Origin of the sequence: Paeniglutamicibacter sp. ZC-3 (assembly GCF_025847175.2) — a bacterium.
GTDB classification, from domain to species: Bacteria; Actinomycetota; Actinomycetes; order Actinomycetales; family Micrococcaceae; genus Paeniglutamicibacter; species Paeniglutamicibacter sulfureus.
This window is the reverse complement of sequence record NZ_JAOYTG010000003.1, coordinates 56,291-70,953: the sequence shown is the minus strand read 5'-3', so window position 1 is coordinate 70,953 and position 14,663 is coordinate 56,291. Positions and strand designations below refer to the sequence as shown.

Sequence of the window (14,663 nt, the reverse complement as noted above, 5' to 3'; positions counted from 1 at the left end):
TTTTCGTGGCACGCGTGCCGGTCGCCTCCGCCATGGGGGTTCCCGGCACCACGCGGTTCCCCGGCCGATAGGCCCCGGGGGAGCGGCACGTGTACGCCACACCCGAGCACAGCGCCCGTAAGCACGAAGGGATCGAAGAGGAACGATGAAATCGCAGGAAATTGCACGCCGGTGGGTCGACTACTTTGAGTCGAAGGGCCACACCGCGGTTCCCAGCGCCTCGCTGGTCTCCTCCGACCCGTCGTTGCTGTTCACCGTCGCCGGCATGGTGCCGTTCATCCCGTACCTGACCGCCCGCGAGGAGCCGCCCTTCAACCGGGCCACCTCGGTGCAGAAGTGCATCCGCACCGGCGACATCGAAGAGGTCGGCAAGACGGTGCGCCACGGCACCTTCTTCCAGATGTGCGGCAACTTCTCCTTCGGGGACTACTTCAAGGAAGGCGCGATTTCCTACGCCTGGGAGCTGCTGACCAGCTCCGTCGCGGACGGCGGCTACGGCCTGCCCGCCGAGAAGCTGTGGATCACCGTCTACCACGAGGACACCGAGGCGCTGGAAATCTGGCGCGACAAGATCGGCATCCCGGAAGAGCGCATCCAGAAGATGGGCAAGGCCGACAACTACTGGTCCACCGGCCAGCCCGGCCCCGCCGGCCCCTGCTCGGAGATCTTCTACGACCGCGGACCCGAGTACGGCATCGAGGGCGGCCCGGAGGCCGACGACACCCGCTACATCGAGATCTGGAACCTCGTGTTCATGCAGTACCAGCGCGGCGAGGGCACCGGCAAGGACAGCTTCGAGATCCTGGGCGAACTGCCCAAGAAAAACATCGACACCGGCCTGGGACTCGAGCGCCTCGCGCTCATCCTGCAGGGCGTCGAGAACATGTACGAGACCGACCAGGTCCGTCCGGTGCTCGACAAGGCAGCTGAGCTCTCGGGCAAGGCATACACCTCAACCGAGGATCCCGCAGACCCGCACCACGCCGACGACGTGCGCATGCGCATGGTCGCCGACCACATCCGTTCCTCGCTGATGCTGATTTCCGATGGCGTCTCCCCGGGCAACGAGGGCCGCGGCTACGTGCTGCGCCGCCTGATCCGCCGCGCCGTTCGCGCCATGCGCCTGATGGGCGTGGAAACCGCGGTGCTCCCCGAGCTCCTGCCGGTCTCCCGCGACGCCATGAAGGGCGTCTACCCGATCGTCGAAACCGACTTTGAGCGCATCGCCCGCATCGCGTACGCCGAGGAGCGTGCCTTCCTGCGCACCATCGCCTCCGGCACCACGCGCCTGGAAGAGGCACTGGAGGTCTCCAAGTCCAAGGGCGGCTCTCTCTCCGGCGAGGACGCGTTTTCACTGCACGACACCTACGGTTTCCCGATCGACCTCACCCTGGAAATCGCCGCAGAGGCCGGCCTGGCCGTTGACGAGCCCAGGTTCCGCGAGCTGATGAACGAACAGCGCACCCGGGCGCAGAAGGACGCCAAGGCAAAGAAGGCCGGCCACGCCGACCTGACCGTCTTTACCCAACTGCACGATGCGGGCGACGTCATCTTCACCGGCTACGAGGAACTGACCAGCGAATCCACCGTGCGCGGCATCGTGCACAACGGCTCCCTGGTGGAGGTGGCCGAACAGGGCCAGCAGATCGAACTGGTTCTCAACGAGACCCCGTTCTACGCCGAGGCCGGCGGACAGGCCGGCGACGTCGGACTGATCACCGGAGACGGCTTCGTGCTCGAGGTGCTCGACGTGCAGGCCCCGATCCGCGGGCTGAACGTGCACCAGGCGATCGTGCGCGAGGGCGAACTGCCCGCCAACGCCAGCGTGCTGGCCGAGGTCGACCGCCAACGCCGCCACTCCGGGGAACAGGCGCACTCCGCCACCCACCTGGTCCATGCTGCACTGCACGAGATCCTGGGCCCCGACGCCCTGCAGTCCGGTTCCTTCAACAAGGCCGGATACCTCCGCTTTGACTTCTCCTGGACCGAGGCGCTCTCCACAGCTGCCCGCAACGAGATCGAAGAGGTCGTGAACCTGGCCATCCGCAACAACCACCAGGTGAACACCAACGTCATGCCGCTGGCAGAGGCCCGCGCCATGGGTGCCATGAGCCTGTTCGGCGAGAAGTACGGCAACACCGTGCGCATGGTGGAAATCAACGACGCATGGAGCCGTGAGCTTTGCGGTGGCACCCACGTGGGTGCGACGGCGCAGATCGGCACGCTGACGCTGTTGGGCGAAGCCTCCGTGGGTTCGGGCAACCGGCGTGTCGAGGCACTGGTGGGCATGGAGGCCTTCCGCCACGGTGCTGCCGAGCGCGCCCTGGTGTCCGAGCTTTCCTCGATGTTCAAGGTCCCCGCCGCACAGCTCAACGAGCGCATTTCCGACACGGTTGCGAAACTGCGCACCGCCGAAAAGGAAATCGAGAAGCTCCGCGGCGCGCAACTTGCAGCCCAGGCGGGCGCCTTGGTGGCCAAGGCACGGGAGATCAACGGGATCAAGGTCCTGGCCCACGATGCCGGAGAGGTCCCCTCGGCCGAAGCCCTGCGCACCCTGGCCCTCGACCTGCGGGACCGCCTTGGCTCGGAGGCGTCCACCGTGGCGCTGGCCGGCGCGGCCAACGGCCGCCCGCTGGTACTGGTCGCAACCAACGACGAGGCCCGCACCAAGGGTGCCAAGGCCGGTGCCCTGGTGCGCACCGCGGCCAAGATCCTTGGCGGCGGAGGCGGCGGCAAGGACGACGTGGCACAGGGTGGCGGCCAGGACGTGGCCAAGATCGCCGAGGCGCTTGACGCCATGGTCCGCTCGATCCAGGAGCTGTCATAGCCTCGGCGCCCGGCCCCTTGGCACCGACCCCGCGTCCCGGGGTGCTGCTTGGCGTCGACGTTGGCATGGCCCGCGTCGGCGTCGCGGCCAGTGACCGCGACGGGATGCTCGCCACCCCGGTCAAGACGCTGAAACGCGACGTGAAGAAGTCCAGCGACATCTACGTACTGGTGAAGCTGGCCGCCGAGCGGGAGGCCGCACAAATCTTTGTGGGCCTGCCGCGCTCGATGTCGGGCGGGGAAACCGCTTCCACCAGGATGGCGCGTGATTATGCCCGTGATTTGGCGAATGCGCTCATGCGTTCCGGTTCTAGCGTGGACGTGCGACTGGTGGATGAACGCCTGACCACCGTCAGTGCGCACCGTTCCCTGCACGAAGCCGGACTCGACGGGCGCAAGCACCGCGCAGTCGTTGACCAGGTCGCCGCGGTGGAGATCCTCCAGCAGGTCCTCGAAATGCGCCGCAACGGCCAGCACTCTCCGGGGCAGCTGGCGGCGCCCGACATCCAGGGGACCGGCGATGACGACTGAGCCGGGACGAGGCGCCGCCCCCGGCCAGGGGCCGGCAAGGCCCGATGACCGCGATGTACTGCCCGAAAACCCCGCTTTGGGTTACGATCGCATGAGATCTCAATCGGCTGAAGAAGTGGGCCTGCGTCGCCCCTCGGCTACTACGTTGCCTGCGGGCATGGGAGAATACCGCATGACTAACGAATCGTTCAACGATTCTCCGCGCCGCGAATCCGGGGTATCGCCCCGGCGTGCAGCACGTGCCGCGCGCGAAGAGGAAGATCGCACTCGCAGTGCGGCAAAGCCCCCCGTCCCGGAGCAGGAAACTGGCCGGCGCAAATCCACGGAGCCCGCCACGGGCCCGAGGGCTGGTGCCGGAAGCGTCTCCCGGGAACCCGACCGCCATGGCTCGGCCCACCACCACGGCGCGGCCCCTGATCCGGAATCCCGGGCGGCGACCACTGCCGATGAGGCCGCCAAGGCCAAAGCCGAATCCAAGGCGGCCACGGACGCGGTGCAAGCGGAGGAAACCCGACTCCGGGTACTTGAGGAAGCCCGGGTGCTGGCCGAGGGGGAGCGGACCAAGGCTCTTGACGCCGCCCAACGGGCACGGACCCAGAGTGCCCAGCGTGCGCGCAAGGAGGCCATCGAGGCCCAGCGCGCCGCCGCAGAACGCGTCCGCCAGACTCTTCGCGCCAACGCGGCGCCGCTGCGCGACAGGTCGGCAGCCGCCCGAAGTGCCATTACCCCCGCTTCGGCTGCCGCCGCGCCGCCGGCGGAAGACCGTAATCAGGCCAACCCCGCCCGGAACACGCCCTTTGACCAAACCGAGCGGCGGGAGCCGCCCGCGAGCCGGAACATCGCAGAGGTCCCCGATTCATCCCCGGCCAAGGTTCCTGCCCCGGCCGATTCCCTGGTTCCGCCCCCGGCCCCTTCCAAGCCCCCCGTCGTGAAAACGGATCCTGCCGCCAGGGAAACCCGGCCAGCGACAATGGGCGCGACAATGACCGCGCCAGCGGGCAGGCCGGAAAACGCCGCCGTGGCGGATTCCTCCCACGAGGATCCGGAACCCCACCCCGAGCAGACCGACCACACCGGCGAATCCCGCCACGACGGAGTCGACGAGGCACCCGTGGACCGGCACGTTCAACCGGGGTACAACTCCGTCGACCCCGCCGAGCCGTTCGCTCGCCAAAACCTGTTCCTGACCTCCACCGCGACAGACCCCCAGGTCCGCAAGGCCCGCCGCCGCCGCCGCAACTGGATCGTGTTCTCGGTGCTCCTTGGCTTCTTCGCGGCCATCTTCGGCGTCGTGATCTTCCTTCAGGGAGTCCTGGACCGGTTGAGTCCCCCGGACTTTCCGGCGCCCGGTGGCGAGGCAGTCACCTTCGAGGTGAAATCCGGCTGGGGGGCCCAGCAAATCGGCCGCGAACTCGAAAGCCGGGAGATCGTGGCCAGCGACAAGCTCTTCCTCGAGGCCATCCAACTGGTGGAGGCCGAGAGCCGCGAGATCCACCCGGGCACCTACGAGCTGCGTCGCGAAATGCCGGCACTGTCAGCAGCCGAGATCCTGATCGGCGAACCCGCCGCGAAGGTCTCTTACGTGGCCATCAAGCAGAACACGCGCATGAACCAGGTGCTGGAGGATATTTCCGAGGCCACCGACCTGCCGCTCAACGAACTTCGGCGACTCGCCGAGGACCCCGCGGCCTTCGGCATCAGTGCCGATGTCCCGAACCTGGAAGGATACCTGCACCCCGGTGAATACCGGTTCCCGCTGGATACCGATTCCAAGACGGTGCTCAAGGCGATGGTCGATGCGACCGCCAAGACGCTGATTGACAACGGAATCACCGACGCCGCCCAGCAATACCACGTGCTGCAAGTCGCCTCGATCCTGCAGGCCGAGGCGCGGCCCAACGACTACGGCACCGTGGCCGGGGCACTGGAGAACCGCCTGCACACCAACAACACCGAGACCAACGGCCTGCTTCAGGTCGACTCGACGGTGATCTACGGGCTGGACAGGTACAGCCTGCAAATGACCGAAGCGGAAAAGAAGGATGCGGGCAACGCCTACAACACCTACATCCACAAGGGCCTGCCGCCGACGCCGATCGGTTCCCCGGGAGACTCGGCCATCAAGGCAGCGGCGCACCCGACGCCGAACGACTTCTACTACTGGGTCACGGTGGACACCAACAGCGGAGAGACGAAGTTCGCGAAGACGTACGCCGAACACCGCGTGAACCAGAATGAATTCCGCGCCTGGTGCGCCGCCAACACGGACGTTTGCAAGTGAGTTCCGCCGCGGCCGCGTGCCGTGCGGCGGTGCTCGGCCACCCGATCGGGCACTCTCGCTCCCCGCTGCTGCATTCGGCGGCCTACCGGGCGCTGGGAGTGGACATCGACTACACCGCGATCGACATGCTCCCGCAGGAAGCCGGGTCCTTTGCTGCCCGGTTGCGCACGGAGCCCGGCTGGGTCGGCGTCTCTGTCACCATGCCGCTGAAGGCGGCGCTGATCCCGCACTTGGACGTGCTCTCGGAGCGCGTGCTGCGCCTGGGTGCGCTGAACACCGTGGTGGTCGAACACCTTGCCGGCTCCGTTCGGCTGACCGGGCACAACACCGACGTCGACGGGATCGTGCGTGCGATGGAGGATGTCCTTCCCGCGCGCCGTGGCGACGACGCGCCCCGGGAGAATCCCCGCGCCGCGATCCTGGGTGCCGGCAACACCGCACTGGCGGCGCTGGAAGCCTGCGCCCTGCTCGGGTACACCCACGTGGACCTGGTGGTCCGCAACCCGCAGCGCGCCGCCGCCGCACTGGTCCTGGCCGAAACGCTCGGCTTGGCCTGCGCCACGGTCGAAGTTGCAGATGCCGCGGCCCGGCTGGCTGACTACGGGTCCGTCATCTCAACACTTCCCGCCCATGCCGCGGACACGCTTATCTCCCCGCTGGGACTTGGCCTGACCCCTGTTCGGTCAGGCGTGCTGGCCCCCGGTGCCGTATTGCTGGATGTCGCCTACGACCCGTGGCCCTCGGCGATCGCCGCCGCCTGGGAGGCTGCCGGCGGCGCCGTCGTGTCCGGGATGTCGATGCTGGTGCACCAGGGCGTGGAACAGGTCAAGTACTTTTCAGGAATTCAGGACGCCGACTGGGCCCACGTCACAAATGTGATGTGCGACGCAGTGGGGCTATCCCGGCCCTAATCGGAGCACGGGTACATGGCAGGATGGAGTGCATGTTGCGTTGGTTGACGGCGGGCGAATCACACGGCCCCGCATTGGTTGGAATTATCGAGGGACTGCCCGCGGGCATTGCCATCTCTTCACAGGATGTGCGCGATGCCCTCGCGCGCCGGCGCCTGGGCTACGGCCGCGGTGCCCGGATGAAGTTTGAGCAGGACCAGGTCTCCTTCATGGGAGGGGTGCGCCACGGGATCACCCAGGGCGGCCCGGTGGCCATCGAGGTGGGAAACACCGAGTGGCCCAAGTGGGAAAAGGTCATGAACCCCGACGCGGTGGACCCCGAGGAACTGGCCTCGATGGCGCGCAACGCGCCGCTGACCCGCCCGCGCCCCGGACATGCCGACTTCACCGGCATGCAGAAGTACGGCTTCGACGACGCCCGCCCGGTCCTCGAGCGCGCCTCGGCCCGCGAGACCGCCGCCCGCGTGGCGCTGGGCTCGGTGGCCGCGAACTTCCTGGCCCAGCTGGGCGTCGAACTGGTCTCCCACACCGTCTCGGTCGGCAGCGTCGCCTCCCCGGAAGGTGCCCGGCTGCCGCGCGCGGCCGACGTCCGCGCGCTGGATGCCGATCCGCTGCGCTGCTTTGACGCGGACACCTCCGAGGCCATGGTCGCGGAGGTCGACGCCGCCCACAAGGAGGGCGAGACCCTCGGCGGCATCGTCGAGGTGCTGGCCTACAACCTGCCCCCGGGCCTGGGTTCCTACGTGCACTGGGACCGCCGCCTGGACGCGCGCCTTGCCGGTGCCCTCATGGGCATCCAGGCGATCAAGGGCGTGGAGGTCGGCGACGGCTTCCTCACCGCCTCCCGCCGCGGCTCGGCCGCCCACGACGAGATCGTGCGCGGGGTAGACGGCGTCATCGACCGTTCGGGCAACAAGGCCGGCGGCATCGAGGGCGGCATGAGCATCGGCGACGTGCTGCGCGTGCGCGCGGCCATGAAGCCGATCGCCACCGTCCCGCGCGCGCTGCGCACCATCGACACCGCCACCGGCGAGGCAACCACCGCGCACCACCAGCGCTCTGATGTCTGTGCGGTCCCGGCCGCCGGCGTGGTCGCCGAGGCCATGGTCGCCCTGGTGCTCGCCCAGGCCATGCTGGAAAAGTTCGGCGGCGACTCGCTCACCGAGGTCAAGCGGAACCTGGAAAACTACCTCGGGGCCATCCCGCAGAACCTGGGGTCGGTCCGCCTTCCATGAGCACCCCGATCTTCCTGATCGGGCCGATGGCCAGTGGCAAGAGCGCCATCGGGGCGATCCTCGCGCGCCTTCTGGGCAGCACCCTGGTCGACACCGATGCGCGCGTCATCGCCGCCCACGGCCCGATCCCCGACATCTTCGCCGCCCACGGCGAAGCGGGATTCCGCCGCTTCGAGACCCAGGCACTGGCCGATGCCGTGCGCCCCGCCCGGCATGGCGACGGCGCGGCCGAGGGTGCCGCGCCGGCCGTCGTGGCCACCGGGGGAGGCGCAGTGCTTTCGGCCCAAAACCGGGCGGTCATCGCCACGGGATTCAGCGTGTACCTGCTCACCGATGCCGCCACGGTCGCCCCGCGCATCGGTGCCGACCTGACCCGGCCGCTGCTCGGCGACTCGCCGCTGGAATCATGGATCCGGATCTTTGCCCAGCGCCGCGGACTCTACGAGGCCACGGCCAGCATGTGCATCGACACCAGGGGGCGGACGACGGAGGAAATCGCCGAGTCCATCCTCACTGCCTACCGTGATGCCGGACACTGAAACCCCATCTGGCAGGCCTCAACACGTACGCTTAAATTTGGCAACGGACGCAACGACGCGCCCCGAGCACGGCTAGCCAGTCACCCGCGATGACGGGGTGACGCGTTTTCACTCTCGCGCCGAAGGCCAGCAGCAGCACCGCGCAAGCGGAGTTCGGCCCCGGCGCGCTACGCAGCACTTTGGAGGATCCAACGATGAACCCAGCACCCACGACGATTCAGGTCACCGGATCGGCTCCTGCCGAGAACTACGAGGTGATCGTGGGCAACGGCCTGCTGGGCCGCCTGCCCGGCCTGCTGGGCGAGCGTGTCAAGAAGGTCCTCATCATCCACCCGCGCGCCCTGCGTGCCACCGGCGACATTGTCAAGGACGAGCTCGAGGCCGCCGGCTACGGCGCGATGAGCGCCGAGATCCCCGACGCCGAAGAGGGCAAGCACATCGAGGTCGCCTCCTTCTGCTGGCAGGTGCTGGGCAAGAACGACTTCACCCGTTCGGATGCCATCGTCGCCGTCGGCGGCGGCGCGGTCACCGACCTGGCCGGCTTCGTGGCCGCCACCTGGCTGCGCGGCACCAAGGTCATCCACATCCCGACCTCCCTGCTGGGCATGGTCGATGCCGCGGTGGGCGGCAAGACCGGGATCAACACCGCCGAGGGCAAGAACCTCGTCGGCGCCTTCCACCCGCCGGCCGGCGTGCTGGTGGACCTGGACACGCTGTCCACCCTGCCCAAGAACGAGTTGGTCACCGGCTTGGCCGAGGTCGTGAAGTGCGGCTTCATCGCCGATGAGCGCATTCTCGAGCTCATCGAGGAAGACCCGGCCGACGCCACCGACGCCACCTCCCCGCGCCTGCGCGAACTCATCGAACGTGCCATCGCGGTGAAGGCCAAGGTCGTCTCCAACGACCTGCGCGAATCCGGGGAGCGCGAATACCTGAACTACGGGCACACCCTGGCCCACGCCATCGAGTTGGCCGAACGCTACTCGATGCGCCACGGCGCTGCGGTGTCCATCGGCATGGCCTTCGCCGCCGAGCTGGGCCGCAGCGTGGGACGCACCTCCGACGCGGTTGCGGACCGCCACCTGTCCATCCTCCGGACCCTGGGCCTGCCCACCACATACCGCGGGGACCGCTGGCAGACCCTGCTCGACGGGATGCGGCGGGACAAGAAGACCCGCGGGGACCTGTTGCGCTTCGTGGTCCTTGATGGCATCGGCCGCCCGCGCATGCTCGATGTCCCGGACACCTCCCTCTTGTTCGCCGCCTACCAGGAGATTGCAGAATGAGCACCGCCACGCACATGGACCTGACCCACACCGAGGCACTGCTGCAGGTGCCCGAGGGCGGACTGGCCAGCGCCCCGCGGCAAAACATCGAATCCGGGATCCCCGGGGTGCGGCTGAACCCCACCCTGATGCGCCACGAGATCTTCGACGCCGAGCTTGCCGAGGAAGTCCTGCGAACCGGTGACCCCAGTTCCCAGGTGGTGGTGCTGCTGGCCAAGGGCGAGCTGCGCGCCGCGAGCGAACTGGTTGCCGAGACGCGGTTCATCGACCCGCAGAACTTCGCCATGCGCGTGCTTGACACCTCGCTGACCCGCGCTGCAGGCGACGCGCCCCGGGCCGTGAACCGGCTGCGCGCACTGCTGACCGAGTTCAAGGACACCGAGCACGAGTCGATCCTGCAGCAGCACCTGGGCTTCGCCTACGTCGAGAGCGGGGACGTGCTGGCAGCGGCCAACCGCTTCCGCAAGGCCCTGGACCTGCGCACCGCAGCGGATGCCGATGCGCACCTCATCGAGTCCTCGCGCGCCTGCCTGGAATCGGTGCTGGAACACACTGCGAAGACCGCCGGAAGCGCCGATGCCCCGCATCCGGCGGCGGTGAATGCAGCTGCCCAGCACCCGGCACCGGCCACCGCAGCGATTGCGCTGCAGCCCCGCGCGGCAGGCTAGGAAGCGCGGCGTCCGGAAAATCACTACCGCGGGGAAACCCGCAGCGCCGAGTCGTGCGCTAAGCTTAATCTTGGATTTTTGACAACACGCCTGAGGTCGCCGCCTGGCAGCGACCTCCGTCCGCCCAGCGCCTCGTGCGCATTGCGGGCCCCGGGCGACATACGGAAGAAGAGTAGATCGTGGCATCAACCACTGACATCAAGAACGGACAGGTCCTCAAGATCGAGGGCCAGCTCTGGACCATCATTGACTTCCAGCACGTGAAGCCGGGCAAGGGCGGCGCCTTCGTGCGCACCAAGATGCGCAACGTGCTCACCGGCAAGGTCGTCGACAAGACGTACAACGCCGGCGCCAAGATCGAGACCGCGACCGTTGACCGCCGCGACTACCAGTACCTGTACCAGGACGGCGAAGACTTCGTGTTCATGGACCTGAGCGACTACGACCAGATCACGGTTCCGGGCACCGTCGTCGGCGACCAGGCCGGCTACATGCTCGAAAGCCAGACCGCCACCATCGCCATGCACGAAGGCTCCCCGCTCTACATCGAGCTGCCGGCCTCGGTCGTCCTCGAGATCACCTACACCGAGCCGGGCCTGCAGGGCGACCGCTCCTCTGCGGGCACCAAGCCCGCAACGCTGGAGACCGGTGTCGAGATCCAGGTGCCGCTCTTCGTTGAGCAGAACACCAAGGTCAAGGTTGACACCCGCACCGGCGATTACCTGGGGCGTGTCTCCTAGTGAGCGCACGCGCCAAGGCCCGCCGCCGGGCACTTGACATCCTTTTCGAAGCCGAACAACGCGATGTCTCGCCCCTGGCAGCCATGCGTTTGCGCCGTGAAGCCACGGACATCACCATCAACGAGTACACCGTCACTCTCATCGAGGGCGTCATGAGCGAGCTGGACAGGATCGACGAGGTCCTTTCCTCCTACTCCAAGGGCTGGACCCTGGAACGCATGCCCACGGTGGACCGCACCGCGCTGCGCATCGGCACCTGGGAGTTGTTGTACAACGACGACGTGCCCGACGGCGTTGCCGTGGCCGAGGCCGTTGCGCTGGTCCGCGAGTTGTCCACCGACGAGTCCCCGGAGTTCGTCAATGGCCTGCTCGGACGCATCCAGCAGATGAAGCCAACGCTGCTGGCCTAGTCGCGCAACTCTTCTCCAGCACCGCCGGCCGGCGGGATCCCGAAGCAATCGGGCATCCCGCCGGCCGCTGCCGTTAAGCGGCAATGCGCCGCGTCAACGGACAACCTGCAGCGCAGGGCGCACGGCGTGGGCAGTGACACGGGGGAGGTGAAATGTGCCACACTGTGTGCTTGGGCCACGGAAACCGGCAACTGCCTGGTTCGGTCCCCGGCATCACCCCCCGCGTCCAGAGGAGAAACCATTGAATTGGCTTGACCGCTCCCGTTCCCTCGCACCTGAGGGCTTCAACCGCTGGCTGATCCCGCCTGCGGCCCTGGCGGTGCACCTGTGCATCGGCCAGGCCTACGCCACCAGCGTGTACAAATCTGCACTCATCGGCCACTTCGAGGTCTCGCAAACCGCCATCGGCGTCATCTTCTCCATCGCCATCGTGATGTTGGGCCTCTCGGCCGCCTTCATGGGCACCTGGGTGGAGCGCAGCGGACCGCGCAAGTCGATGTTCGTTGCCGCCTCCTTCTGGGGTGCAGGCTTCCTGGTCGGCGCGGCCGGCATCTTCACCGGGCAGCTCTGGCTGCTCTACCTGGGCTACGGCGTCATCGGCGGCATCGGGCTGGGCATCGGATACATCTCTCCGGTCTCCACGCTCATGAAGTGGTTCCCCGACCGCCCGGGCATGGCCACCGGCATGGCGATCATGGGCTTCGGCGGCGGGGCGCTGATCGCCTCGCCCATGTCCACCGCGCTGCTCAAGGCCTTCGACGGCTTCGACCCGGTCAGCGACGGTGCCGACTGGATCGCCTCGGGCGCCTCGGTCGGCAAGCTCTTCCTGACCCTGGGCGTGGTCTACTTCGTGGTGATGATGTACGGGGTCGCCAACATCCGCGTCCCGGCACCGGGCTGGAAGCCGCGCGGCTGGGACGACTCCAAGACCAAGTCTTCGGCCATGGTCACCACCGGCCACGTCTCTGCTGCCAACGCCATCAAGACGCGCAGCTTCTGGCTGGTCTGGACGGCGCTGTTCCTCAACGTCACCGCCGGCATCGGAATCCTCGAGCAGGCTTCCCCGATGATCCAGGACTTCTTCCGCGGCGCCGACGGGAACTCCGCTGTCAACGCGGCGGTCGCCGCCGGATTCGTGGGGATGCTTTCCATCGGCAACATGGCCGGGCGCTTTATCTGGTCCAGCACCTCGGATGTGATCGGCCGCAAGCGCATCTACATGGTCTACCTGGGCATCGGCGCCCTCTTCTACGTGGTGCTCGCCTTCTTCGGGGGCGGCTCGATACTGCTCTTCGTGGCCATGGCGGTGGTGATCATCAGCTTCTACGGAGGCTCCTTCGCCACCGCACCCGCCTACCTCAAGGACCTCTTCGGCACCTTCCAGGTCGGGGCGATCCACGGGCGCCTGCTCACCGCCTGGTCGGCGGCCGGCATCGCCGGGCCGTTGATCGTCAACGGGCTGCTGGACCTGCAGGGCAAACCGGGCACCATGAGTGCCCACAACTATCTTCCGGTGCTGCTGACCATGGTGGTGCTGCTGGTCATCGGCTTCATCGCCACCACGCTGATCAAGCCGGTGGATCCGAAATTCCACGAGCCGGGCGAAGAACTCGCCCCCGCCACCACCAAGGGAGCCTAGATGCCGACGCAACAGCCCGATCACATCGATGCAGCGGACGTTCCGGTGAACCCGGCCGTGGGCCGGCTGGTCTTCGGCTGGCTATTGGTAGGCGTGCCGCTGGCCTACGGGGTGATCACCACCCTCTCGCGGGTGGGACAGCTCTTCCAATAGACACTCTTCCAATAGCCGGGCGCCGCATGCCGGACGTCCAGAGGCGCGGGAGAAGCCGGGTGGGCCCGGGAAATGGCGGCGGTGGATGCCCGGGCATCCACCGCCTTGCCCGTTCCCCGTTCCCCGGTTACCGTCCCGCGGGCCCGGAGAATGGGCCGATGAGCAGCTGTGCCCGTTGCCGGTGGGATTGGTGCAGCAGCGCGGTCTCGCGGGCCAGGTCCGTTCCGGAGCCGTGGCCTGCAACGATCCGCTGGCGGACCGCGGCAAGGTTCATCGCGGTGGTGGTGAACTGCTTCATGTGGCGGCTCCGGCCGATTCCTGCCGCCCATTGCCTGGCCCGGCGCCGGCCCGCGGGAGTGGCAAACATCTCGACCTCCGCGTCGGTGAACCACCCGGCATCCCGGTAGTCGGCAAGGCGCCGCAGCGTCAGCTTCCGCTCGGCCCGCTGCAATAGCACCACGGCGATCACGGCGGCCATGAACAGGGGAACCTGCAACAGGAAATAGAAGCTTAGGAAGTCGGCGAAGAAGATGCCAACCCCGCCGTTCCAGAGGAAGTGCCCGATCATCGCCGGGACAAGGCCCATCAGGAGATACAGCGGCCATCTGCCCCGCCTGCCGCGTTCGGCGCACAGCCCCAGGGCAAAACCCGTCCAGGCGGTGAACATCACGTGGGCGAAGGGGGAGAAGAGCCCGCGCAGCACAAAAACCGTGGCCAGTTCGCCCGGCGCCCCCGGTTCGGCATAGCTGGAGCCGAAGTAGAGGATGTTCTCGGTGAACGCGAAGCCGGCGCCGACGATGCCGCCGTAGACGATCCCGTCAATGGGCCCGTCGAAATGCGCGCGGTTGATCCAGAAGATCAGCAGCACACCGGCGCCCTTGGCCAGCTCCTCCACGATCGGCGCCTGCACCACCGCGCCGAAGAGGTCCATCCCAAGCCGTCCGGCCGGGTCGAAGAACAGCTCCATGAACACGTCTCCCACCAGCAGCGACCCGGCCACCGAGGCGCCCGCGCCCCACAACAGGCCCAGGGCCAACAGCGCGCGCGGTTCCGGATCCCAGCGATCCACCCAGCGCAGCCCCAACAAGCACAGTGCCAGGGGGACCATCGCCAGGGCGCCGAGCCACAGCACCGTGCCGGATCCGAAGACCCCGGAGAGGAACCAGGCGACGGCCAACAGCACTGCCGTGCACACCACCAGGGCCAGTGTGACGACGCCCCCGGGGCGGGTTGGAGGGGCGCCGCCGGGCGGCGCCTGCGCGGGCATGGAGCCCGGGGCGGTGCTGCCCGTCCACGGATCGTGCAGTGCGGGGTTGGGGGAGGGCTCCGGGGGCTGTGAGGTAACGCGCATGTCTCAAATCCTACGTGGAGCACCCGCTGTGCTAATTTTGATGGAGCAAGCAACCTTTAAATTCCGTCCAGTGAGGCGGGGAAGGAGGCCGCA

13 protein-coding genes are annotated in these 14,663 nt (G+C 67.7%); 12 read left to right on the top strand and 1 reads right to left on the bottom strand.

What is annotated here, in order from left to right; translation table 11 throughout:
* Nucleotides 1–145: 145 nt before the first annotated feature.
* From alaS to OIU93_RS04865, 12 genes are all read left to right on the top strand, one after another.
* Complete coding sequence (gene alaS / locus OIU93_RS04920) at nt 146–2,827, top strand: alanine--tRNA ligase (RefSeq protein ID WP_264268973.1); 2,682 nt, start codon at nt 146–148, stop codon at nt 2,825–2,827.
* A gap of 17 nt (nt 2,828–2,844) precedes the next feature.
* Nucleotides 2,845–3,357, top strand: coding sequence for a Holliday junction resolvase RuvX (gene ruvX, locus OIU93_RS04915; RefSeq protein WP_264268972.1), 513 nt, complete (start codon nt 2,845–2,847; stop codon nt 3,355–3,357).
* 172 nt (nt 3,358–3,529) lie between these two features.
* On the top strand, nt 3,530–5,638 hold the full coding sequence (gene mltG, locus OIU93_RS04910) for an endolytic transglycosylase MltG (protein ID WP_264268971.1): 2,109 nt from the start codon (nt 3,530–3,532) through the stop codon (nt 5,636–5,638).
* Entirely contained in the window at nt 5,635–6,549 is a 915-nt protein-coding gene (locus OIU93_RS04905; protein WP_264268970.1) for a shikimate dehydrogenase, read from the top strand. Before mltG ends, OIU93_RS04905 begins: the two co-directional genes overlap by 4 nt.
* 32 nt (nt 6,550–6,581) lie before the next feature.
* On the top strand, nt 6,582–7,784 hold the full coding sequence (gene aroC, locus OIU93_RS04900; RefSeq protein WP_264268969.1) for a chorismate synthase: 1,203 nt from the start codon (nt 6,582–6,584) through the stop codon (nt 7,782–7,784).
* The gene (locus tag OIU93_RS04895) at nt 7,781–8,323 is read left to right on the top strand and encodes a shikimate kinase (protein WP_264268968.1); all 543 of its coding nucleotides are present in this window, start codon (nt 7,781–7,783) and stop codon (nt 8,321–8,323) included. The genes aroC and OIU93_RS04895 overlap by 4 nt, the downstream gene beginning before the upstream one ends.
* 194 nt (nt 8,324–8,517) lie before the next feature.
* Complete coding sequence (gene aroB, locus OIU93_RS04890) at nt 8,518–9,609, top strand: 3-dehydroquinate synthase (RefSeq protein WP_264268967.1); 1,092 nt, start codon at nt 8,518–8,520, stop codon at nt 9,607–9,609.
* A complete protein-coding gene (locus OIU93_RS04885; RefSeq protein ID WP_264268966.1) occupies nt 9,606–10,277 on the top strand; it encodes a tetratricopeptide repeat protein in 672 nt (223 codons plus the stop codon). Before aroB ends, OIU93_RS04885 begins: the two co-directional genes overlap by 4 nt.
* Before the next feature lie 179 nt (nt 10,278–10,456).
* Nucleotides 10,457–11,017: an elongation factor P gene (efp, locus tag OIU93_RS04880; RefSeq protein WP_264268965.1), complete on the top strand. Its 561-nt coding sequence runs from the start codon at nt 10,457–10,459 to the stop codon at nt 11,015–11,017.
* Complete coding sequence (gene nusB, locus OIU93_RS04875) at nt 11,017–11,427, top strand: transcription antitermination factor NusB (RefSeq protein ID WP_264268964.1); 411 nt, start codon at nt 11,017–11,019, stop codon at nt 11,425–11,427. The genes efp and nusB overlap by 1 nt, the downstream gene beginning before the upstream one ends.
* A gap of 241 nt (nt 11,428–11,668) precedes the next feature.
* Nucleotides 11,669–13,066, top strand: a complete 1,398-nt coding sequence (locus OIU93_RS04870) for an OFA family MFS transporter (protein WP_264268963.1) — start codon at nt 11,669–11,671, stop codon at nt 13,064–13,066.
* Entirely contained in the window at nt 13,067–13,219 is a 153-nt protein-coding gene (locus OIU93_RS04865; protein ID WP_264268962.1) for a hypothetical protein, read from the top strand.
* Between the two features lie 127 nt (nt 13,220–13,346).
* Here the strand turns inward: OIU93_RS04865 and OIU93_RS04860 are convergent, their stop codons facing one another.
* On the bottom strand, nt 13,347–14,570 hold the full coding sequence (locus OIU93_RS04860; protein WP_264268961.1) for a PrsW family intramembrane metalloprotease: 1,224 nt from the start codon (nt 14,568–14,570) through the stop codon (nt 13,347–13,349).
* Between the last annotated feature and the right edge of the window lie 93 nt (nt 14,571–14,663).

Coding starts and splice junctions, on each gene's coding strand:
- aroC (WP_264268969.1), top strand. CDS start 6,582: ATGTTGCGTTGGTTGACGGCGGGCGAATCACACGGCCCCGCATTGGTT.
- OIU93_RS04865 (WP_264268962.1), top strand. CDS start 13,067: ATGCCGACGCAACAGCCCGATCACATCGATGCAGCGGACGTTCCGGTG.
- OIU93_RS04860 (WP_264268961.1), bottom strand. CDS start 14,570: ATGCGCGTTACCTCACAGCCCCCGGAGCCCTCCCCCAACCCCGCACTG.
- OIU93_RS04895 (WP_264268968.1), top strand. CDS start 7,781: ATGAGCACCCCGATCTTCCTGATCGGGCCGATGGCCAGTGGCAAGAGC.
- mltG (WP_264268971.1), top strand. CDS start 3,530: ATGACTAACGAATCGTTCAACGATTCTCCGCGCCGCGAATCCGGGGTA.
- alaS (WP_264268973.1), top strand. CDS start 146: ATGAAATCGCAGGAAATTGCACGCCGGTGGGTCGACTACTTTGAGTCG.
- OIU93_RS04885 (WP_264268966.1), top strand. CDS start 9,606: ATGAGCACCGCCACGCACATGGACCTGACCCACACCGAGGCACTGCTG.
- aroB (WP_264268967.1), top strand. CDS start 8,518: ATGAACCCAGCACCCACGACGATTCAGGTCACCGGATCGGCTCCTGCC.